At 65.3% G+C, this 21,602-nt stretch carries 17 protein-coding genes; 12 read left to right on the top strand and 5 right to left on the bottom strand.

The window, feature by feature from the left end; genetic code table 11:
• Window positions 1–8 precede the first annotated feature (8 nt).
• Window positions 9–3,476 carry a DUF3971 domain-containing protein gene (locus K3725_RS09005; protein WP_260018433.1) on the bottom strand — a complete coding sequence of 1,156 codons (3,468 nt, stop codon included), beginning with the start codon at window positions 3,474–3,476 and terminating at the stop codon, window positions 9–11.
• A gap of 50 nt (window positions 3,477–3,526) precedes the next feature.
• Here K3725_RS09005 and K3725_RS09010 point away from each other — a divergent pair, with 50 nt between their 5' ends.
• From K3725_RS09010 to K3725_RS22580, 7 genes are all read left to right on the top strand, one after another.
• Window positions 3,527–3,988 carry a peroxiredoxin gene (locus tag K3725_RS09010; RefSeq protein ID WP_260018434.1) on the top strand — a complete coding sequence of 154 codons (462 nt, stop codon included), beginning with the start codon at window positions 3,527–3,529 and terminating at the stop codon, window positions 3,986–3,988.
• Window positions 3,989–4,228: 240 nt separating this feature from the next.
• Complete coding sequence (locus K3725_RS09015; RefSeq protein WP_260018435.1) at window positions 4,229–5,071, top strand: ferritin-like domain-containing protein; 843 nt, start codon at window positions 4,229–4,231, stop codon at window positions 5,069–5,071.
• Between the two features lie 81 nt (window positions 5,072–5,152).
• Window positions 5,153–5,662, top strand: coding sequence for a hypothetical protein (locus K3725_RS09020; RefSeq protein ID WP_260018436.1), 510 nt, complete (start codon window positions 5,153–5,155; stop codon window positions 5,660–5,662).
• 255 nt (window positions 5,663–5,917) lie between these two features.
• Window positions 5,918–7,936 (top strand): Hint domain-containing protein, encoded by a 2,019-nt coding sequence (locus K3725_RS22575; RefSeq protein ID WP_311202224.1) that lies wholly within the window; start codon window positions 5,918–5,920, stop codon window positions 7,934–7,936.
• A gap of 232 nt (window positions 7,937–8,168) precedes the next feature.
• Window positions 8,169–9,500 carry a M23 family metallopeptidase gene (locus K3725_RS09040; protein WP_260018437.1) on the top strand — a complete coding sequence of 444 codons (1,332 nt, stop codon included), beginning with the start codon at window positions 8,169–8,171 and terminating at the stop codon, window positions 9,498–9,500.
• Window positions 9,490–10,044, top strand: a complete 555-nt coding sequence (locus K3725_RS09045; protein WP_260018438.1) for a polymer-forming cytoskeletal protein — start codon at window positions 9,490–9,492, stop codon at window positions 10,042–10,044. The genes K3725_RS09040 and K3725_RS09045 overlap by 11 nt, the downstream gene beginning before the upstream one ends.
• A 205-nt stretch (window positions 10,045–10,249) precedes the next feature.
• Window positions 10,250–12,727, top strand: a complete 2,478-nt coding sequence (locus K3725_RS22580; RefSeq protein ID WP_311202225.1) for a calcium-binding protein — start codon at window positions 10,250–10,252, stop codon at window positions 12,725–12,727.
• Between the two features lie 54 nt (window positions 12,728–12,781).
• On the opposite strand, the gene K3725_RS09065 is transcribed toward K3725_RS22580, so the two are convergent.
• The 3 genes from K3725_RS09065 to K3725_RS09075 form a co-directional block, all read right to left on the bottom strand.
• Window positions 12,782–13,750 carry a DUF3179 domain-containing protein gene (locus tag K3725_RS09065; protein WP_260018591.1) on the bottom strand — a complete coding sequence of 323 codons (969 nt, stop codon included), beginning with the start codon at window positions 13,748–13,750 and terminating at the stop codon, window positions 12,782–12,784.
• Between the two features lie 147 nt (window positions 13,751–13,897).
• Complete coding sequence (locus K3725_RS09070) at window positions 13,898–14,446, bottom strand: peptidylprolyl isomerase (protein WP_260018439.1); 549 nt, start codon at window positions 14,444–14,446, stop codon at window positions 13,898–13,900.
• Window positions 14,439–14,945: a peptidylprolyl isomerase gene (locus tag K3725_RS09075; RefSeq protein ID WP_260018440.1), complete on the bottom strand. Its 507-nt coding sequence runs from the start codon at window positions 14,943–14,945 to the stop codon at window positions 14,439–14,441. The genes K3725_RS09070 and K3725_RS09075 overlap by 8 nt, the downstream gene beginning before the upstream one ends.
• Before the next feature lie 140 nt (window positions 14,946–15,085).
• On the opposite strand from K3725_RS09075, the gene K3725_RS09080 reads away from it, so the two are divergent.
• Together K3725_RS09080 and K3725_RS09085 are read left to right on the top strand one after the other, a co-directional pair.
• Complete coding sequence (locus K3725_RS09080; RefSeq protein ID WP_260018441.1) at window positions 15,086–16,276, top strand: phosphoglycerate kinase; 1,191 nt, start codon at window positions 15,086–15,088, stop codon at window positions 16,274–16,276.
• Between the two features lie 189 nt (window positions 16,277–16,465).
• On the top strand, window positions 16,466–16,765 hold the full coding sequence (locus K3725_RS09085; protein ID WP_260018442.1) for a septum formation initiator family protein: 300 nt from the start codon (window positions 16,466–16,468) through the stop codon (window positions 16,763–16,765).
• 51 nt (window positions 16,766–16,816) lie between these two features.
• Here the strand turns inward: K3725_RS09085 and K3725_RS09090 are convergent, their stop codons facing one another.
• Complete coding sequence (locus tag K3725_RS09090) at window positions 16,817–17,572, bottom strand: SDR family oxidoreductase (protein WP_260018592.1); 756 nt, start codon at window positions 17,570–17,572, stop codon at window positions 16,817–16,819.
• A gap of 279 nt (window positions 17,573–17,851) precedes the next feature.
• Here K3725_RS09090 and pdhA point away from each other — a divergent pair, with 279 nt between their 5' ends.
• The 3 genes from pdhA to K3725_RS09105 are packed head-to-tail and all read left to right on the top strand — an operon-like array spanning window position 17,852 to window position 21,598.
• The gene (pdhA, locus tag K3725_RS09095) at window positions 17,852–18,841 is read left to right on the top strand and encodes a pyruvate dehydrogenase (acetyl-transferring) E1 component subunit alpha (RefSeq protein WP_260018443.1); all 990 of its coding nucleotides are present in this window, start codon (window positions 17,852–17,854) and stop codon (window positions 18,839–18,841) included.
• Between the two features lie 16 nt (window positions 18,842–18,857).
• Entirely contained in the window at window positions 18,858–20,246 is a 1,389-nt protein-coding gene (locus K3725_RS09100; RefSeq protein WP_260018444.1) for a pyruvate dehydrogenase complex E1 component subunit beta, read from the top strand.
• 11 nt (window positions 20,247–20,257) lie between these two features.
• Entirely contained in the window at window positions 20,258–21,598 is a 1,341-nt protein-coding gene (locus K3725_RS09105; RefSeq protein ID WP_260018445.1) for a pyruvate dehydrogenase complex dihydrolipoamide acetyltransferase, read from the top strand.
• Window positions 21,599–21,602 lie beyond the last annotated feature (4 nt).

Here is a 21,602-nt window from a genome sequence, read left to right on the forward strand (position 1 = left end):
CGCAAGGTTTACTTGTCACTTGCCCGCGGCTCGCGGACCTGCTCCTGACCGTCCTCCAGCTCCTCTCCATCGGCTGTGAAGGCCCGGTTATCCCCCGGTACCGACGGTGCCGGGCCGCGGAAGATCTCGCGCAGGAAGCCCGGTGCCAGCCCGGCCAGCGGGTTCACGGTGACCGCCGGGTCATCCGCGGTGCCCCGCAGGGTAAAGGTAAAGCCGAAAAGGCCTTCGCCGTCCCGCGGCGACAGCACCCGGCCAATGGCGTTCAGCAGGTAAACAGGCGAGATCACCCCCCGCATGTTCAGCCGGCTGCTGTTCAGATCGTAATTGCCATCCACCGACAGCCCCATCGACGGGCCCACCGCGCTGCTCTGGTGCAGGATCAGATGCGAGGCCCCCAGCCGGAACCGCCCCTCCATGCTGGTGAACAGGATGCCCTGCCCGGTCATCTCGTCCAACAGGCCCACCAGGCTGATCGCATTCAGGATCGCCGCCATCGAAGGCGCGTTCTTCACTCGGATATTTCGGACCGTGACCCTGCCGTCATATTCGCCGGGCGCTCCCGCGGCCGGCACCAGCGTCATGTCGAAGCTGCCGCCGCGGCCATGCCCGAACACACCGGCAGAGCGGAACACCCCGCCCGCATCGTTCGCGCGGATGCGCGAGGCGGTGCCGCCGTTCTGCGGCACCACCGTGCCCGCCACCGGCGTCTGCCCGTTCAGGCGCGCGGTGAACTCCCCGTTCATGCCGCCGCGGGTGGAGAACCGGCCCTGGAAATTCTGCAGCCCGATGCTGTCGGTCACCTGCAGGTTCTGCAGCCGCAGTGTCACCGGAACATCCCCTCCGCGGCTGCCGCTGCCGCCGCCGTTCGCCGTATCCGAGAACGGCGACCGGTTGAGGTCCAGCCGCCCTCCAGTCACGTCAATCGCCGGCGCTGCCGCGCCCCGGCCGGTAAAGGTCACCGCACCCTGAAACCAGTTGCCCGCCCGCGCCGACGTGAACACCGCCTGATTCAGCCCGCCGTTGCTGTGCGTCGTGACGCGGCCCGCGGCCGAGAGACCCGGCGCCTCCAGTACCAGCCTGTCCACCGTGGCGCTCTTACCCAGGGTGGCGGCCAAGGACAGTTTGCCGGCTGCAGCTTCCCCCTTGCGCCAGCTGATTTCCGGGATCCGCAGCTCCGCGCCCCGCAGATCCGATTCCAGCGTCAGCTGCGGCGGCACCCCCGGCTTCAGCTCCACCGCATAGCGCCCCTGCGCCTTGCCGGTGACCGCCCCGCGCGGCAAGCCGATCCTGAACGCCTCGACAGCTGCCGGCGACAGTTCGATTATCCCTTCGACCCGGCTGTCCGGCGCGGCACCCTTGCCGATCTTCTGCCGCCAGCTGGCGCTCAGCGGCACGCCGGACAGGCTGCCATTGCCGCTGATCCGCACCTGCCCCTGATCGCCCTCGATCTGCAGCAGCGGTGCAGCCGCAACATGGCCCGGCACCAGCTTGCCGGACTGCACACCGCGCACGGTGCCCCGGTAATGATAGAGGATCTGCTCCACCGGTATCTTCTTCTGCAGCGGCAGCGACAGCGTGCCCACCGCCTCAACCCGCCCCTCCGCCAGATCCACCGGCAGGCTGGCCTTGTCCATCACCCTGAGCGGCTCCCGGTTCAGCAGCGACAGCGCCGCCGTGGCAGAGCCGCGCGCCTTGATCCGGGCAATGCCCGGCGTGCCGTCCTTGGCGGTGACATCCGGAATGATAAAGGACGTGCCGGCAATCTCCACGCCGCCGCCCTGATCCGCCGTGACCGTGCCGCCAGAGGCCGTGACCACAAACCGGTTGCCGTACAGGCTCAGCTGGCCCGAGCCGCCCCGCACCGGCGGCATGAATTTCTGAAACACCACCTCGGCGTCCTCAAACGCCAGATCCAGGCTGACAAAAGGCTTGCCGCTGCCGCGCCCGCGCATATGAAAGCCCACGTCACGCACCAGCCCCGCGTGCAGGTTCTCGCCCACCCATTCCCGCGGCTTGGGCGCCAGCACCGAGGGCCACAATTCCTTGACCCGCTTCACACGCACCTGATCGACGCTGCCGTTCAGGTCATAATCCCAGCCCTCCGGGCCGGCGCCGACAGTTCCATCAAGATGAATGCGGCTGCCGCCGTCACGCACCAGCATCTCACCCAGGCGCAGCCGGAACGGCTTGAGCCGCAGGTCAAAATCCGCGTCCACCTCAGGGAATTCCACCGGGGTTTCAAACAGCCGGCGCGGGTTCAGCTTGAGGTCGGAGAACCGCAGCTGCCCGACCAGCCCGGCCAGCTGGCCGTTCTGCACCCCGGCCAGGCTTGCCTGCCCCTGCATCACCCCGGAGCCCCAGCCGCTTTCAATGCTCAGTTCCGAGAACGCCAGCAGCTGGCGCGCCGGATCATAGGTGAAATAGCTGCGCGCGCCCTGGATCGGAACCGGGCGGGTCTGCGCCGCCGGCTGGATCACCCCCTCGCCGATCCGCAGGCTGGCCTGCACCGGCTGCACCACGCCATCCGCCGCCACGCCGCCGCGCAACGACCCGGAGATCGGCGCCCGCAGCACCCCCAGCCAGCCAAGCGCCGGGCTCTGCAACGCGATATCCTCACTGGCGATCTCGGAGACCAGCACCCCGAATTCGGCCTCGGGACTGCCGATTTCCGAGGCATAGCTGGCCTCTACCGTGCCCACCTCGCCGCGCCCGCTGAGGACCGAGAAGGCCGCCGACAGCGAGACCGACCCGCCCTCCCGCTGCAATCCGATCCGGCCGCCGTCCAGCGTCCAGCCGCGGCCCAGCCGGTCGTCGGTATAGGACAGCGTCAGCTCGCTCGTCTCAACCTCGGTCAGCGCGGCCAGCACCGGCTTTTGCAGCTGGCTGTCCCATTGCTCGATCAGCTCCACCAGGCTGGCGGCCCGCCGCGACGGGGCAGCACCGCTGGCAAAGCTCAGCGCCAGGCTGCCGTCCTCATTGCGCCTGAGCGCCGCAAACAGCCCGCTCAGCGCGATCCGCTTGGGCTGGATACGCCCCCGCAGCAGGGGCCGCATCGCCAGACTTGCCTGGGCATCGGCCAGCTGGGCAAAGACGCTGCCATCCGGGTGCCGCAGCACCACATCCCGCAGGCTCACCCGCGGCCGCCAGCCCTTGTCCATCACGACATGGATGGCGCCAAACTCGACCTGCAGCCCGTTCAGGTGCCGCTCGATCCGCGTCTCAACCCGGCTGCGCACCCAATCCGGCGCATCCAGCCGGGTGCCGACCCCGAAGTAAACCGCGCCAGCGCCCAGGAAACTCAGCAGCGCCAGCACCCAGACCAGCCCGCGCAGCAGCCGCCAGCGGCGCCGCCGCCGCGGCACATTCCGCACAGCCGCCTCCGCATCCGGTTCGGGTCCGGACACCGGCACCGCCTCTGCGGCGGCGCCGTTATTCTCGCCGGCGGGTTTGATCTCAGCTTTCCCTTCGCTGCTCATGGGTTATGGTCGCCGCGCAGTGAGTTGCGCAAAAGACAGGAGACAGGCCAATGCTCGACGTTTCAGATCCCGCCCCTTCCTTTACCCTGCCCCGCGGCGGCGGCGGAGAGGTCACTTTGTCCAGCCTCAAGGGCGCGCCCGTGGTGCTGTTCTTCTATCCCCGCGATAATACCCCCGGCTGCACCAAAGAATCCATCGCCTTTTCAGAGGCTTTGCAGTCCTTCGCCGATGCCGGCGCTCACGTTTTCGGGATTTCCAAGGACAGCCTCAAGAAGCATGAGAATTTTACCGCCAAACACGGTCTGACCACGCCGCTTCTGTCGGATGCGGACAGCACCGTCTGCGAGGACTACGGCGTCTGGAAAGAGAAAAGCATGTACGGCAAGAAGCATTGGGGCATCGAGCGCTCCACCTTCCTGATCGGTGCCGACGGCACCATCGCCCGCGTCTGGCGCAAGGTGAAGGTGGACGGCCACGCGGAGGAAGTGCTGGAAGCCGTTCGCGCCCTTTAGGCGTGGCACTCCCGCCAGCCCTGCCCGTGCCCTGACGGGCACGGACCGCGGCTGTTGGGCCCGGCGCCGCCCCGCGGGGCGGCGCGCAGCGCGCGGGACGCGCGCTGCCATGCCCAAGCCTGCCAGGGTCATCAGCCTGCTGATCACCCGCAGGCGCGGGAGCCCCCCGTTTCCGCACTGGACTCCGCCGCTTAAATCAGGTGAACCGGGCACCGCTGCCCGCTGCACCAGGAGACCCGCATGACCGATCAGCCCCTTTCGCTTGCCGAACGCGCCGCCGAGGTGCTGACCACCGCCGACGGCCGTGCCAAGACCGCCCTGTCCCGCCGCCATGCGGCCGCGTGGTTCGCGTCGCGCCAGGGCGACGCGCCGCAAATTCCGACCGGCACTGCAAATCCGCCGATGCACCCGGCCCGCCCGGACAGCCCCGAACTCCTGAACCCGCGCGATGTCCCCAAGCGCAAGCCCGGATCGGAGGCGGGCCGCATCGCCCTGCTGCACGCGGTTGCCCATATCGAGCTGAACGCCGTCGACCTGCACTGGGACATCATCGCGCGGTTTTCGCATGTGCCGATGCCGCTCGGCTTCTTCGACGACTGGGTCAAGGCCGCGGATGAGGAATCCAAGCATTTCAATCTCATGTGCGACTGCCTTGAAGCCTTGGGCAGCCACTACGGCGCCCTGCCCGCGCATGCCGGCATGTGGCGCGCCGCCGAAGACACCGCGGACGACCTGATGGGCCGCCTCGCCGTGGTGCCGATGGTGCTGGAGGCCCGCGGCCTCGACGTGACCCCCGGCATGATCGGCATCTTCCGCAAGGCAAACCTCCCTCAGGCGGTGGAGGCGCTGGAGGTGATCTATGCGGAGGAGGTCAGCCACGTCGCCTATGGTTCCAAATGGTTCAACTTCCTGTGCGGGCGGGACAATCTGGACCCCAAGGAGGAATTCCACGCGCTGGTGCGCAAATACTTCCGCGGTGCGCTGAAACCGCCCTTCAACGAGGAGAAACGCGCCGACGCAGGCCTGCCGCCGGATTTCTACTGGCCTCTGGCCGATCAGGTGAAACCGCTGCCCGGCAGGTGATCCGGCGGGCCGCCTGCCCCGGCCTTTACCAAAGCCCCGCCGGCGCGTAGACTGGGACGTCCCGGAACCCGCGGGTGCCCCATGTTCGAAAACGACTTTCCCCTGCTGAGCGCAGCCAGCCTTACCGCCCTGATCATTCACAAGGCGGGCTCCGGGCCGGTCACGCTGGAAAGCTGTGAAACCGCTCTGGATACCCTGTTCCAGCAGGCCAGCGAAGCCCCCGGCCTGCCGACTGCCGAGCGGCGCAGCCGGCTTGCCGGCCATCTGGCGGACCTGGAGACGGCCTGCATCCTTGAACCTCTGGGGCCAGGCCTCTGGCAGTTGACCCGCCGCGGCCGCCGGGCGCTGGAGCAGCACCCCGAGGGCCTCGACCAGACAGATCTTGCCCGCTACCCGGAATTTGCCACCAACTTGCGCCTCACTGCGCATAAGCCCTGCGGCATGGACCCGCGCGGCGCCCGTTTCGACGAGGGGTTCCGGGCCGGCATGACGGGCCAGCCGATCACCGCCAATCCGCATGCGTTCGACACCGCCGACCATCAGGCCTGGGAAAGCGGCTGGAGCGAGGCGCAGGGAGACCATCAGGACTGACCGCTGCCGCGGGCACTCCTGGCGTGCCGCCGGAACCGGTGCCAAGGGGCTCCCAGCCCGCCTCACGGGCCGCTTAACGGTCTTTTCAAGGATTTCCGCGACACTGTCCCACTGAAACAGTGGTTTATCAGTCATGCCCGATCGCAAGAAGCATACATACCAGGGACGGGATCCCCGCACCGCCGCAGCAAGGGCCGCCTGGCTGCGCCACCAGCGCGGCGGCCTGCGCGCTGACAGATCACTGCAGGTGGCGGCATGAACCCGACGGACCTCGAATTCATTCCCAACGACATGCTCGACACCGAGGACCGCACGGTCATGCACTCGGGCCTCACCAACCTGTTCCATCTGGATGGCGATGCCGGCGACAGCGCCGGCAGCAACAATGGCACCGTCTTTGGCGCCACCACCGTGGCCGGCAGGGACGGCAACGCACTCAGCTTCGACGAAACGGATGACTATGTCGCCATTCCCGACGTTGAGATGAACAATGAATTCACCATCACCTTCCAATTCAGGGTCGATGATAACACCGGCTCGCTGTTTCAGTACCTTTACAGCCACGGCGACATCAGCAGCACCAACAGCATCAACATCTTCATCAATGAGGACAGCCACGGCACCGACCCCAATGTGATGCGCACGGTGATCCGGGACGAGAACGACACGCTCAGCAACACTGATCTGGAGTTTGACGTCAGCAGCATCATCGGCGACGGCCAGTGGCACACCTACACGCTGACGGTGGATGCCACCGGCTCTACGGTCTACCTCGACGGGGTCGAGCAGAACAACAGCACCGCGGGCGGCGATGCCATCAACCCCACCGGCGATGTGATCCTCGGCAGCCGCAGCGACTTCGACGCCGACCGCTATTATGGCGGCGAGATGGACACGCTGCAGATCTATGACCGCGCCCTCACCCAGTCCGAAGTCACGGCAACCCACACCGATACTGCCCCGACAATTGCCGCGGGCACGATTATCGCCTCGGTGTCTGAGGTCACAGACCCCGACAACCCCACGGGCCATACCTTTTCGCTGACCGATGATGCCGGCGGCAAATTCGTGATTGATCCGAACACCGGCGACATTTCCCTGGCTGCCGACCATGCCGCCGACACCCTGTTCAGCGACACCATCACGGTTCAGGTGACGGATCCGGACACCAACACCTATACGGAAACCCTGGGCATCGCCATCGGCACCGAAAGCGGCAATGACACCATGACCGGCCCGCACGACCAGAACGTGATGTACGGCCTGGGCGGCGATGATGACCTCACCGGCGGCAGCGGCGATGACACGCTCGATGGCGGAGCGGGCAATGACTCGCTGACCGGCGGCGCGGGCAACGACGTCTTTGCCGTCTCCACCGGCCATGACACCATCAGCGATTTCAACACCGGCAACACCGGCGCGCTGGACGATGGCGACAGCAGCAACAATGATTTCATCGACCTCTCGGGACACTATGACCACCTGTCCGAGCTTTACGCCGATCAGGCCGATGACGGCATCCTGAACCAGTCGAACACTACCGACACCTTCGGCAATACGGTCGACTACAGCAACAACACCCAATTCGGCGCCGGCGACAGCCTCACCTTCTCCGGCGCGTCCGCGGACAGGTCCTCCTTCACCACGGAGAACACCGGCGTTGTCTGCTTCACCGCAGGCACCGCCATCCGCACGCCGCAGGGCAGCAAACCCATCGAAAGGCTGCGCCCCGGCGATCTGGTCTGCACCCTCGACAACGGCCCCCAGCCGGTGTGCTGGATCGGCACCCGGCGCCTCAATCACGCTGACCTTCTGCAGCACCCGAACTGGCGACCGGTGCTGTTCAGGCGCGAGGTTCTGGAGGCCAGCCGCGATCTGCTGCTGTCGCCGCAGCACCGCATCCTGGCCGGGCACGGCGGCCAGGGCCTGATCGCAGCCAAACACCTGGCCAGACGAATGCCGGGCGCGCGGGTCTGCAACGGTATCCGGCAGGTGACCTACATCCACCTGATGTTCGAGCAGCACCAGATCATCTTTGCCGAAGACACCCCGGCCGAAAGCTTCTTTCCCGGCCCGATGGCGCTTGCCGCCCTCAGCCCTGCCGGCCGGGCCGGGCTTGCTGCGCTGTTCCCGCACGTGTTCCGGCCCGGTGCAGAGGCCGCCACAGCCTACGGACGCCCCGCCCGGCCCATTCTTGCGAAGCCTGCACGAACCAGGCGGCCAGCCCCGCATATGCTGCCAACCGCCTTCCTTGCCCAGCACCTGGCATTCTGACGCCGCAGCCCGGCCCGTTGCGGCCCGCGCTCTTCCCCCCGGCACGCTCCATCCTGCTGAACCTTCGGCAGATTTCCGCCTATCTCCTGCCCGGACAGGCCCCTTCCGCCCCCGATGGGTCAACAGGCTTGCCCAAATGGCCAGCCCTGTCTATTGACTTCGGCCAAGGTCCCGGACCCGCCCCGCGGCGGCGCCCCCCGGACCGGACGACGGGACAGACAGGGAAGTCACATTGCGCACACGGCTCGCGATCCGAATTCACAGCTTTCTCGAACGCCGCTTCCCGGAGCGGCGGGTGTTCCTCAAGTCCGACACCGACACCAGGTTCATCCGGCTGCGCTCCGAAACCCAGCTGGTTGCCGTCGGCGGGGTCACCCTGTTTGTCGCCTGGTCGATTGTTGCCACCGCCATCGTGCTGATGGACAGCATCGGCTCCGGCAATTTCCGCGAGCTCGCGAAACGCGACCAGCAGACCTACCGCGCCCGCCTCAACGCCATTTCCGATGAGCGCGACGCCCGCGCCGAAGAGGCGCTGGCCGCGCAGGAGCGCTTCAACGCCGCGCTGGCGCAGATCTCGGTCATGCAGTCGGAACTCCTGGCCTCCGAGACCCGCCGCCGCGAGCTGGAAACCGGCATCGAAGTGATCCAGTCGACCCTGCGCGACACCATGACCCAGCGCGACGGCGCCCGCAAAGAACTGGCGCAGCTCAAGCAAGACGCCGAGGGCGGCGCCAGCCCCCATGCCATGATGGCCAGCGCCGAGGCGCAGATGGGCCTGCTGGCGGATGTGCTGGCCGACACCGCGACCGAACGCGACGAGGTTCTGGCCGACGCCCGCGGCGCGCTGGAACAGCGCGACGAGCTGGAGCTGGAACTGCAGCTGATGAATGAGCGCAACAGCCAGATCTTCCGCCAGCTGGAAGAGGCGGTTGCGGTCTCCGTCACCCCGCTCGACAAGATGTTCCGCAACGCCGGCATGCCGCCCGACCGCATCCTTGAACAGGTGCGCCGCGGCTACAGCGGCCAGGGCGGCCCGCTTGAGCCGCTGGCAATGTCCACCCGCGGCGAGGAACCCAGCCCCGAGGCGCTGCGCGCCAATGCGATCCTGGCCAAGCTGGACCAGCTGAACCTCTACCGGCTGGCCGCGCAGCAGGCGCCCTTTGCAACGCCGGTGAACCTCGGCCACGTGCGCCAGACCTCCGGCTTCGGCTACCGCCGCGACCCGAAAACAGGCGGCCGCCGCCTGCACAAGGGCTCCGATTTCGCCGGCAGCACCGGCACCGATATCTTTGCCACCGCCGACGGTGTCGTCACCCATGCCGGCTGGCAATCCGGCTACGGCAAGATGATCACCATCCGCCACGCTTTCGGCATCGAAACCAGATACGCCCATAACTCCAGGATCCGCGTGACAAAGGGCCAAAGGGTCTCGCGCGGGGATCACATTGCTGATATGGGTAACACCGGACGGTCCACCGGGACCCACCTCCACTACGAGGTCAGGGTCAACGGGCAAGCTGTTAACCCCATGATCTACATCAAGGCTGCGAGAAATGTTTTCTAAGAGCAAAATCAACGAGCCCGGGCCGAAGCAGGCCGAAGCAACCCCGGCACCCGCGGCAGCACCGGCAGCTGCGCCGGCCGCCAGCGACTACACCTCCAGCATGCCCAAGGCCAAGCCCGCCGCATCGCTGCTGAGCTCGGACCTGCACATCACCGGCAACGTCAAGACCACCGGCGACATCCAGGTCGAAGGCACCGTCGAAGGCGACATCCGCGCGCATCTGCTGACCGTTGGCGAAACCGCCACCATCAAGGGCGAAATCACCGCCGATGACGTGGTGATCAACGGCCGCATCGTCGGCCGTGTGCGCGGCCTCAAGGTGCGCCTGACCTCCACCGCACGGGTCGAGGGCGACATCATCCACAAGACCATCGCAATCGAAAGCGGCGCCCACTTCGAAGGCTCCGTGCAGCGTCAGGACGACCCGCTGAACCCGGGCGGCCGCAAGTCCGCCCCGGCCGCCGCAGCCCCCGTTGCCGCGCCGGCACCGGCACCGTCTGCTGCCGTTCAGGCCGCCACCGCGGCCCGCAAAACCGAAAGCTGAGCCGCCGTCACGGCAAAACCTCAGCACCGCCGGGTCTGACAGGGACCGCACAGGCGCCGCAGGAGCATTCCTGCGGCGTTTTTTGTTACGCTTCGGCACCTGGGAACGCCACGTCACCCAGTTCCGGCTTTACCATTTTTCCTAGGGGATTTACCCCTGCTGGAAACAACTCTTGCATGATTAAAGACGCTAGACAGGACGCATTATGGTAAACGTCGTTGTAACGGACGCCTCCAATTCCGTGCCCGATTATGATCTCTCCGCTTTCGATCCCGCGGATGTGGACGTGATTGACGCCACGGCCTCCCGGCTGGTGGTGGGTTTCAACGGTTTCGAAATCACCTTTGAGGGGTCCTTCGATTACACTTCCCAAGGCGAGGTCACCGCAGGCAGCACCATATCCGCCTTCACGATGCGCTATGACGGGACAACCGTTCTGTCTGTGACGGGCCTGGACCTTACCTACGAGGATCTGGCCACGCAGGACCTGGAGACCCTGCTGCAGCAGCAGTTGTCCGGGAATGACACCTATACCTCAGCTTGGAACGGCGGCGAGTATATCGAGACCTACGGAGGCGACGACACCATCCAGTCCGGCACCGGCGATGACACCATCAACGGCGGCGCAGGCGTCGATACAATCGTCTATGACGATACAGTCAACAGCTACCATTTCACCTTCCATGACGTCCGCGGCTTCTGGGTCCAGACTGCACCTCAGTCAGACTACAACTTCGATCAGATGGATTATGTGACGAACGTTGAAACGCTTCAGTTTTCCTGGACACAGCTTTCAGTGGCGGAAGGCGACGCGCTTTCTAACATTCTGACGGGTGGTGACAGCGGCGACCGTCACTTTATTCATGGCCGCGGCGGCAATGACACCATCACCGGCGGCAACGGAAATGACTACCTCCTAGGCGGTTCCGGCAATGACTGGATTTATGGGAGACTGGGACACGACGACCTGTATGGCGGAGAAGGCGACGATACGCTCAGCGGTGAAGACGGGGAAGACTGGCTGTTTGGCGATGAAGGCAACGACAGGCTCTACGGTGGCGCAAATCACGACAGTCTCGAAGGCGGGACCGGGAATGACTTCCTGGGTGGCGGCACCGGCAACGACACACTTTGGGGAGGAGAAGGAAACGACACTCTGGCCTCCCAAGACGGCGATGACTTGCTCTACGGCGGCGACGGCGATGACGAGTTCAACGGCTACGACGGAAACGACACTTTAATTGGCGGCCTCGGGAATGACGACATTTACGGCGGGCGCGGGCAGGACCGCGCGCTGATTGATGACGTTATTGCAAATGCCACGATTGAAAAAGCGGGCTTTCTTGGGGAGTTTCAGATTACCAGCGCGGATGGCGTGGACGTTCTTTCTGCTGTTGAGGAAATTCAATTCACCGATCGCCTGCTAGCATATACCTGGGTATCCTCGGCGTCCGCAACGGGAGACCAGAACCCAAACACTATTCACGATGTTTTATGGGTCGGGTCTTACTATCTCGGTTCAAGGGTCGATGGCGCAACTGGCGACGATTATGTGTTTGGCTATCAAGGCAATGACACTTTGCTGGGCGGTACGGGCAATGATCAGATCGAAGGCGACCGTGGGAATGACCTGCTGCTCGGCGGACAGGGTGCTGACACTCTGAGGGGCGGCCTTAATGACGATACTCTTATGGGGGGTAGCGGAAGCGACACGCTCGAAGGCGGTTTCGGTGACGACCGCTTGGATGGCGGCAGCGAAAACGACATGCTGATAGGCGGCAGCGGGAACGACTTCATGTCCGGGAAAACCGGTGCGGACATCCTGCTTGGCGGCGACGGCAACGACACACTCTGGGGCGACCGTGACAATGACCGGCTCCTGGGCGGCGAGGGCTTCGATATCCTGCGCGGCGGCGACGGTGCAGACAGTCTCAAGGGTGAAGACGGCAACGACGTCCTGCTCGGCGACGACGGAAATGACACCCTGATCGGCGGCGCAGGCGATGACACGCTGAACGGCGGCGGCGAAAACGACCGGCTGTGGGGCGGTTGGGGCCGCGACAGCATGGACGGCGCCACCGGTGATGACTTCCTGGCTGGCTACTTCGGCGCCGACCGCCTGCTGGGCGGTGCCGGCAATGACACGCTCATGGGCGGCGGCCACAATGACCGCATGTGGGGCGGCATTGGCGACGACTCGATGGATGGCGGCCAGAACAACGACTATCTGGTCGGCAGCGACGGTATCGACACGATGCGGGGCAGCAGCGGCAATGACACCCTCTGGGGCGGCTCCGGCAATGACATCATGGACGGTGGCACCGGCAACGACCTGCTGGGCGGAGGCAACCACAACGACAGCATGACCGGCGGCGAAGGTGCGGACACACTTGCCGGCGGCTCCGGAGCCGACACGCTGACAGGCAGCGCAGGCGACGACAGGCTGACCGGCGGCGCGCACCGCGACGTGTTTGTCTTTGCAGAGGCGGACGGCAATGACACCGTCACAGATTTCACCGCAGATTTTGACACCATCCAGATCACCGGCGGGGCAGGATCGCTGGACGATCTGACCTTCACCACAGTGGGCGATGACGTGCGGATTGATTTCGGGACCACCAGCATCCTGGTGGAGGACATAACCCTGGCCCAGTTGCAGGACGCGAACAACTTTTTGTTCTGACGGAATTTTCCGCTGAAGACTTGCAAAGGCGCGCCCTGCCCGGTGCGCCTTTCGCTATTTCAGCATCCAGCGCCCGTCCGGCCAGAAAGCGTGGAAGGCAAAGGCGAACATCACGTCGTGGGCCATGTTCCGCCCCTGCGCATCGCGCACCCGGACGGATCCGATATCGCGCCCCTGCGCCAGCCGCCCGGTGTCCAGTGCAGAGGCCTGCCCTGCCCGCCAGCTCAGCACCAGCCCGGCCTGGCGGATCTCTCCCTCCTGCGCCAGCCGTTCCAGCGGCCAGGCCCGGCTGCCAACCCGCACCACCCGTGCCATCGGCGCCAAGCCATGCGGCGGCGGGCTGCCGTCATAGAGGAACGGCCATTTCGCCGTGTCATAGCCGCGGTAGGGGTTGCGCCCGTAATCGCGGCTCCACCCCGGCTCCGCCATCACCAGCCCGTCAGGATTGCGCGCGGTAAACTCCTGCCAGCTTTCGACCCAGCTGGGCAGCGTCTTCAACCGGGTGCCGGTCATCCGCCCGACGATGCCGGTGCCGGTTGCCTGCTGCCACCAGCTCTGGCTCTCGCGGTCATACATCACCATGTCGGAATAGCGCAGCTTGCCGCTGACGCCGAAACGCAGAACCCCCGCCGCGGTGCGCCGGTCAAACGTCACTGCCGAGTTGCACAGCGGGCAATAGGTCACCGCCACCGGCACGCCGGCCACCACGTCATTCACGATCTCATGCCAGGTCAGATAGCGCAGCGGATAGGCCCGCGGCGCGGCGCCCTCCATCTCCAGCGTGATCACCGGCTCGCGCGGCTTCAGACGCCGCACCCTGGCAGCCGCCACGAACTGCGGCGCATCCAACGCCGGGATGGCATCCTTGGCCACCCCGCCAGAGCGGATCTGCGCCCACTCAGGCACGCTGGTGCGGCTGAAATCGGTCTGCGGCCACTCCCGCTGCCAGACCTGCGGCTCCGCCTGCACGCCCAACGGCAGCAGCAGCGCCAGACACAACAGAATACCTCTGAACACAGGCAGAACCTCCCTGCCCCAGTAAACGGCGGCAAGGCGGCGCGGAACAGGGGGTGGCACGCGCTTGTGACAATCTGTTAGCAGCCGCGAAAACAAAGGCCCGCCCCCGGAACGCCGGGCGCGGGCCTCATTCTGGCGGAAAACCGGACCCGGTTACTCGGTCACGGTCACCTTGGCCATCGCGTCAGGCTGGCCGATCACCGAACCGTTCGGCCCGTCGCCGCGCTTGATCGCGTCGACCACATCCATGCCCTCGGTCACCTTGCCGACAACCGTGTACTGGCCGTTCAGGAAGTGGCCCGCATCGAACATGATGAAAAACTGCGAATTTGCGCTGTTGGGGCTTTGCGAGCGCGCCATGCCGACCACGCCGCGGTCAAACGCCAGGTCGGAAAACTCGGCCGGCAGGTCCGGACGGTCAGAGCCGCCGCGCCCGGCATAGCTCATGTCGCCGCCGATGCGGCCGAACTCAACGTCCCCGGTCTGCGCCATGAAGCCCTCGATCACGCGGTGGAACACCACGCCATCGTATTTGCCTTCCGCGGCCAGCGCGGTGATCTGCTCCACATGCTTGGGCGCCACGTCCTCAAAGAGGTCGATCTTGATGGTGCCGTTGGCTTCGCCCTCGACCTGGACCTCCAGGCCGGTGGCAAAGGCAGGCCCTGCCGCCAGCAGGGCCAGTGCGGCCAGCGCGTTACGCATCCGCAGCAACCTTGACCGAGATCATCCGGTCCGGGTTCGCCGGCGGCTCGCCTTTGGTGATCGCGTCCACATGCTCCATGCCTTCAATGACACGGCCGTAAACGGTGTACTGGCCGTTCAGGAAGTGGTTGTCCTTGAAGTTGATGAAGAACTGCGAGTTGGCGCTGTCCGGGTTGGCGGAGCGCGCAGCACCAAGGGTGCCGCGGTCATGCGGCAGCTTGGAGAACTCGGCCGGCAGGTTCGGCAGGCTGGAACCGCCGGTGCCCGCCATACGGATGTTGAACCCGTCTTCCATGTCGCCGTTGGCCACGTCGCCGGTCTGCGCCATGAAGCCGTCGATCACGCGGTGAAAGCAGACGTTGTCATATTCGCCGGCGCGGGCCAGTTCCTTCATCCGCTCGGAATGCTTCGGCGCCACGTCGGGCAGCAGCTCAATCACAACATTGCCGTCTTTCAGTTCGATGATGACGGTGTTTTCGGGATCTTTAATCTCGGCCATCTGGCCCTCCTGTCGTCGAAATTTGCACAGATACCTAAGCCCAGAGCCCGGAAATGCCAAGGGAGCATTGACTGATGCGCAAAAACCCCCGAAACAGCGCGCGGATTTGACTGCATTTTCACCATAAGGGGTCTCTTGAGATGGGCTGGAAAACACTCGACGACATGGATCTGAACGGCAAGCGCGTGCTGGTGCGCGTGGATATCAACGTGCCGATCGTCGACGGCGTGGTGACTGACTCCACCCGCATCCGCCGCATCGCCCCCACCGTGCGCGACATTCTGGCCGCTGGCGGCAAGCCGATCCTGCTGGCCCACTTCGGCCGCCCCGGCGGCGAGCGCCGCGAGAACCTGTCGCTGAACCAGCTGGTGCCAACACTGGAGCGCGCCTTTGAAACCAGGGTGCTGTTTGCTGCCGATTGCGTCGGCGCAGGGGCTGAGGCCGCAGCCGATGCGCTGCAGCCGGGTGAAGTTCTGCTGCTGGAAAACACCCGCTTCCACGCGGCGGAAACCAAGAACGATCCCGACCTGGCTGCCGGCATGGCGCGCCTGGGCGAGGTCTACTGCAACGATGCCTTCTCCGCCGCCCACCGCGCGCACTCCTCGACCGAGGCACTGGCCCGCCTGCTGCCCGCCTGCGCCGGCCGTCTGATGCAGGCCGAACTGCAAGCGCTGGAAAGCGCTCTGGGCCAGCCGCAGCGCCCGGTCACCGCCGTGGTCGGCGGCGCCAAGGTCTCCACCAAGCTGGAACTGCTGGGCAACCTCATTGAGAAAGTCGACCACCTGGTGATCGGCGGCGGCATGGCCAACACTTTCCTGGTCGCCAAGGGGCTGCCGGTCGGCATCTCGCTGGCCGAACGCATCATGAAGGACACCGCCGCCGAAATCCTCGCCAAGGCAGAGGCCGCGGGCTGCGAGATCATCCTGCCGTCCGACATCGTGGTCGCCAAAAAGTTCGAATCCAACGCTCCGCATGAGGTGCTGCCCGCCGATCAGTGCCCCGAAGACGGCATGATCCTGGACGCAGGCCCCGAAAGCGTCGCTCGCATCATCGAGGTCTTTGCCAACAGCAAGACCCTGATCTGGAACGGCCCCCTTGGCGCGTTTGAGCTGGAACCGTTTGACGCCGCCACCAACGCCGCAGCGCTGAAGGCCGCCGCGATGACCCGCTCCGGCCAGCTGATCTCGGTTGCGGGCGGCGGCGACACCGTGGCGGCGCTCAACGCCTCCGGCGCGGCCGGCGACTTCAGCTATATCTCCACCGCCGGCGGCGCCTTCCTGGAATGGATGGAAGGCAAAACCCTGCCCGGCGTCGCGGCGCTGGATCAGTAAGCCCAGAACCCTGCCTGCCACAATGTCATGCCCCGGCCGCCGCGCCGGGGCATTGCGTATCACCGATAAAAAACACCCCTGTGGACAGTTTTGGGATTCCCAAGACGATTCGCCTGTGGCATAGTCAATTCAGACGCCGGCAAACGGCGCAAAATACAACATAAGCAGTAACATACAGGCACCTCCAAAGTGACCCGAAGCACACGGCCGTCCCTCGGCGCCATTGCCTTTTTTGCCATCGCATTCGCGCTGAGCGCGTATTTCACCTTTGCGGCGGTGCAGGGCGACTTCGGGTTGTTCAGACGGGTTGAGATCCAGGCTGAAGCAGAAGAACTTCAGCAGGATCTCAGCCGCCTCCAAGCACGGATCGGGGACATGGAAAACCTGACCCGGCGCCTGTCCGACGATTACCTCGACCTTGACCTCCTCGACGAACAGGCACGTACGGTTCTCGGTCTCGTCCGCGCGGACGAGATCGTGATCCGCTGATCCGTTCCGTAGTGCTTGCCGCCGGCCGCACAGCAGCCCGCGGCAGGACAGTCAAAGCAGACGGGCCGAAATACCGCCATCCACGGACACCGGCGCACCGGTCATAAAGCTTGCCCTGTCCGACAGCAGGAACATCGCGGACTGGGCAATCTCCTTCGGCTCTGCCATCCGCTTGAGCGGGTGCAGACCGGCGATCAGCTCATGCACCGCCGGATCATCGCCAGCCATGTCTGTCCTGGTACCCCCTGGCAGGATCGTATTCACCCGGATCCCCAAAGCCGCATGATCCGAGGCCAGCGACTGCGTCAGCCCCAGCAATCCTGCCTTTGACGCCGCATAGGCCGCCATGCCCGGCATGCCGCCATTGCTGACGCCGACAAAGGTACCGGTAAAGACAATGGCACCTCCGCCCCGTCTTTGCAGCGCGGGGATCTGGGCCCTGGCGGACAGAAACGCGCTGGTGAGGTTGGTTTCAAGAACGGTTTGCCAGTTGCCGGGGTCCATCTCCGCAACGGGACCCACATCCCCCATCATGCCCGCATTGTTGAACGCGCCATCCAGGCCGCCGAACTGCTCCCCAGCCAAATCAACCAGCGCCTCGGCATAAGATCCGTCGCAGACATCGCCGGCCAGAAAAGCCGCGCGGCCGTTGCTTTGCTCAATCTGCCCGGCAATGGATTTCAGCCGCGCCTCCCGCCGTGCGCCCAGCACCACATTTGCCCCTTCTGCGGCAAACAGCAGCGCTGCGGCGGCGCCGATCCCGCTGCTGGCTCCGGTGATGATGATTGTCTTGTCCTTCAGTTCCATGGTCATGCCTTTCTGTTTGTGCATGCCATTCAGCTAAGGCGGAAGGCCAAGCCAGGGCGACCCGGTTCTTGCGCTTGCCGCGCAGCCTTGACGGTAACCGCAAGATCCGGGCCGGCCCTGCCCCAGCGCCCGCCCCCGATGTTTCAATTAAACGCGCCCTTCGGCGGATCTTTACCCCGGCTTCACCCCGCGGCAGAATAGCACTATTCAGCCGGGCCAAAACCCGCTATGAATTTGTTTAACACTAAACTATCTAGCCTTCAGGGGGAGCTGACCACCATGGCCGCTAGAAAAAGCGCAAAGAAACCAAACGTTTCTGCCGAAGAACTGACCAAACACTACCGCGAGATGCTGCTGATCCGCCGATTCGAGGAGAAGTCGGGCCAGCTCTACGGCATGGGCCTGATCGGCGGCTTCTGCCACCTCTACATCGGCCAGGAAGCGGTTGTCGTGGGGCTTGAGGCCGCAGCCGAGGAAGGCGACAAGCGCGTCACCTCTTACCGCGACCACGGCCACATGCTGGCCTGCGGCATGGACCCGGACGGCGTCATGGCCGAACTGACCGGGCGCGAGGGCGGCTATTCCAAGGGCAAGGGCGGCTCCATGCATATGTTCTCCAAGGAGAAGCATTTCTATGGCGGCCACGGCATCGTCGGCGCCCAGGTGCCGATCGGCGCGGGCCTTGCGTTCGCCGACAAGTACAAGGGCAACGGCCGCGTGACCTTCGCCTATTTCGGCGATGGTGCGGCCAACCAGGGCCAGGTCTACGAGACCTTCAACATGGCCGCCCTGTGGAAACTGCCGGTGGTCTTCGTGATCGAGAACAACCAGTACGCCATGGGCACCTCGCAGCAGCGCTCCACCTCCAGCGCCGAGATCTGGGAACGCGGCAAGGCGTTCGGCATCCCGGGCGAAGCGGTGGACGGCATGAACGTGCTGTCGGTCAAGGAAGCCGGCGAGCGCGCCGTGGCCCACTGCCGCAGCGGCGACGGCCCCTATATCCTCGAGGTGAAGACCTACCGCTACCGCGGCCACTCGATGTCGGACCCGGCCAAGTACCGCACCCGGGAAGAGGTCCAGAAAATGCGCGAGGAGCGCGACCCGATCGAGCAGGTCCGCGAGATGCTGCTGACAGGCGGCCACGCCAGCGAAGACGACCTCAAGGCGATCGACAAGGAGATCAAGGAGATCGTCAGCAAATCCGCAGAATTCGCCAAGGAGAGCCCCGAGCCCGCCCTGGACGAACTCTGGACCGACATCTACGCCTGAGAGGGAAGAACAAGACATGGCAACTGAAATTCTGATGCCCGCCCTGTCGCCGACCATGGAGGAAGGCACCCTGGCCAAATGGCTGGTCAAGGAAGGCGATACCGTAAGCTCCGGCGACATTCTGGCCGAGATCGAAACCGACAAGGCGACGATGGAGTTCGAAGCCGTCGACGAAGGCACCGTCGGAAAGATCCTGATCGGTGAAGGCACCGAGGGCGTGAAAGTGAACACGCCCATCGCAGTGCTGCTGGAAGACGGCGAAAGCTACGACGCCTCCGCCGCCCCTGCCCCGGCTGCTGAAGCCCCGGCTGCTGAAGCCCCGGCACCGGCAGCTGAGGCGCCCGCAGCTCCCGCCGCTGCTGCCGCCGCGCCTGCGCCGGTCGAAAGCCGTGTTCTGGAGCCCGATTATCCGGAAGGCACCGAAATGGTGCAGACCACCGTGCGCGAAGCGCTGCGCGACGCCATGGCCGAGGAAATGCGCCGCGACGAGGACGTGTTCCTGATGGGCGAGGAAGTCGCCGAGTACCAGGGCGCCTACAAGGTCTCCCAGGGGCTCCTGGACGAATTCGGCGCCAAGCGGGTGATCGACACCCCGATCACCGAACACGGCTTTGCCGGCATCGCCACCGGCGCGGCCTTCGGCGGCCTGCGCCCGATTGTCGAGTTCATGACCTTCAACTTCGCCATGCAGGCGATTGACCACATCATCAACTCGGCAGCCAAGACGCTCTATATGTCCGGCGGCCAGATGGGCGCCCCAATGGTGTTCCGCGGCCCCAACGGCGCCGCCGCCCGCGTCGGTGCCCAGCACAGCCAGGACTACGCCGCCTGGTACATGCAGATCCCGGGCCTCAAGGTGGCGATGCCCTACTCCGCCGCCGACGCCAAGGGCCTGATGAAAACCGCGATCCGCGACAATAACCCGGTGATCTTCCTGGAGAACGAAATCCTCTACGGCCAAAGCTTTGAAGTGCCGAAACTGGACGATTTCACCGTGCCCTTCGGCAAGGCCCGCATCTGGCGCGAAGGCTCGGACGCCACCATCGTCTCCTTCGGCATCGGCATGAAATACGCGCTGGAAGCCGCCGACAAGCTGGCTGAGGACGGCATCTCAGCCGAGGTCATCGACCTGCGCACTTTGCGTCCGATGGACCTGCCCGCGGTGATTGACTCGGTCAAGAAGACCAACCGCCTGGTGACGGTCGAGGAAGGCTGGCCGCAGGGCTCCGTCGGCAGCTACATCGCCTCGGAAGTGATGCAGCAGGCCTTCGACTATCTGGACGCGCCGGTTGTGACCTGCACCGGCAAGGACGTTCCGATGCCCTATGCCGCCAACCTGGAACGCCACGCGCTGATCACCACGGATGAGGTGGTCGAAGCCGTGAAGCAAGTAACCTACCGGTAAGGAGCCTCAAGATGCCCACCGAAATCCTGATGCCCGCGCTTTCTCCCACCATGGAGGAAGGCACCCTTGCCAAATGGCTGGTCAAGGAGGGCGACACCGTCTCCTCCGGCGACCTGATCGCCGAGATCGAAACCGACAAGGCCACCATGGAGTTTGAAGCCGTGGACGAAGGCGTGGTCGGCAAGATCCTGATCGCCGAAGGCTCCGAAGGCGTGAAGGTCAACACCCCCATCGCGGTTCTGCTGGAAGACGGCGAAAGCGCCGGCGACATCCAGTCCTCCGGCAGCTCCAGCGCGGACGCAGCTCCGGCCAAGGCTGACGCCCCTGCGGCGTCCGAGGCCCCCGCGGCCAAAGCGGAAGCCCCTGCAGCCGCTCCCAAGGAAGAGGCCAAGGCTGCCCCCGCCGCGCCGCAGGGTGCCGATGGCAGCCGCATCTTCGCCTCGCCGCTGGCACGCCGCATCGCTGCGGACAAGGGCCTGGACCTGAGCGCCATCAAGGGCTCCGGCCCCAAGGGCCGCATCGTCAAGGCCGACGTGATCGACGCCAAGCCGCAGGCTGCTGCAGCCGCCGCACCCAAGGCAGAGGCCGCCGCTGCCGCGCCTGCTGCTGCTGCCCCTGCCGGCCCCTCCGCCGACATGGTTGCCCGCATGTACGAAGGCCGCGACTTCGAAGAGGTCAAGCTGGACGGCATGCGCAAGACCATCGCCGCCCGCCTGACCGAGGCCAAGCAGACCATCCCGCATTTCTACCTGCGCCGCGACATCCAGCTCGATGCGCTGCTGGCGTTCCGCGCCCAGCTGAACAAGCAGCTCGAGGGCCGCGGTGTGAAGCTCTCGGTCAACGACTTCATCATCAAGGCGGTGGCGCTGGCGCTGCAGGCAGTTCCGGACGCCAACGCGGTCTGGGCCGGAGACCGCGTGCTGAAAATGAAAGCCTCCGACGTGGCGGTTGCCGTTGCCATCGAGGGCGGGTTGTTCACCCCTGTCCTGCAGGACAGCGACACCAAATCCCTGTCGGCGCTTTCGGCTGAGATGAAAGACCTCGCCTCCCGTGCCCGCGAGCGCAAGCTAGCCCCGCATGAATACCAGGGCGGCAGCTTCGCGATCTCCAACCTCGGCATGTTCGGCATCGACAACTTCGACGCCATCGTGAACCCGCCGCACGCGGGCATCCTGGCGGTCGGCTCCGGCGTCAAGAAACCGGTTGTGGGTTCCGACGGCGAACTGAAGGTCGCCACCGTGATGAGCGTCACCATGTCGGTCGACCACCGCGTCATCGACGGCGCCCTCGGCGCGGACCTCTTGAAGGCCATCGTCGACAACCTGGAAAACCCGATGGTGATGCTGGCCTGAGAGG

This window comes from Leisingera sp. S132 (assembly GCF_025144465.1).
Taxonomy (GTDB): Bacteria; Pseudomonadota; Alphaproteobacteria; order Rhodobacterales; family Rhodobacteraceae; genus Leisingera.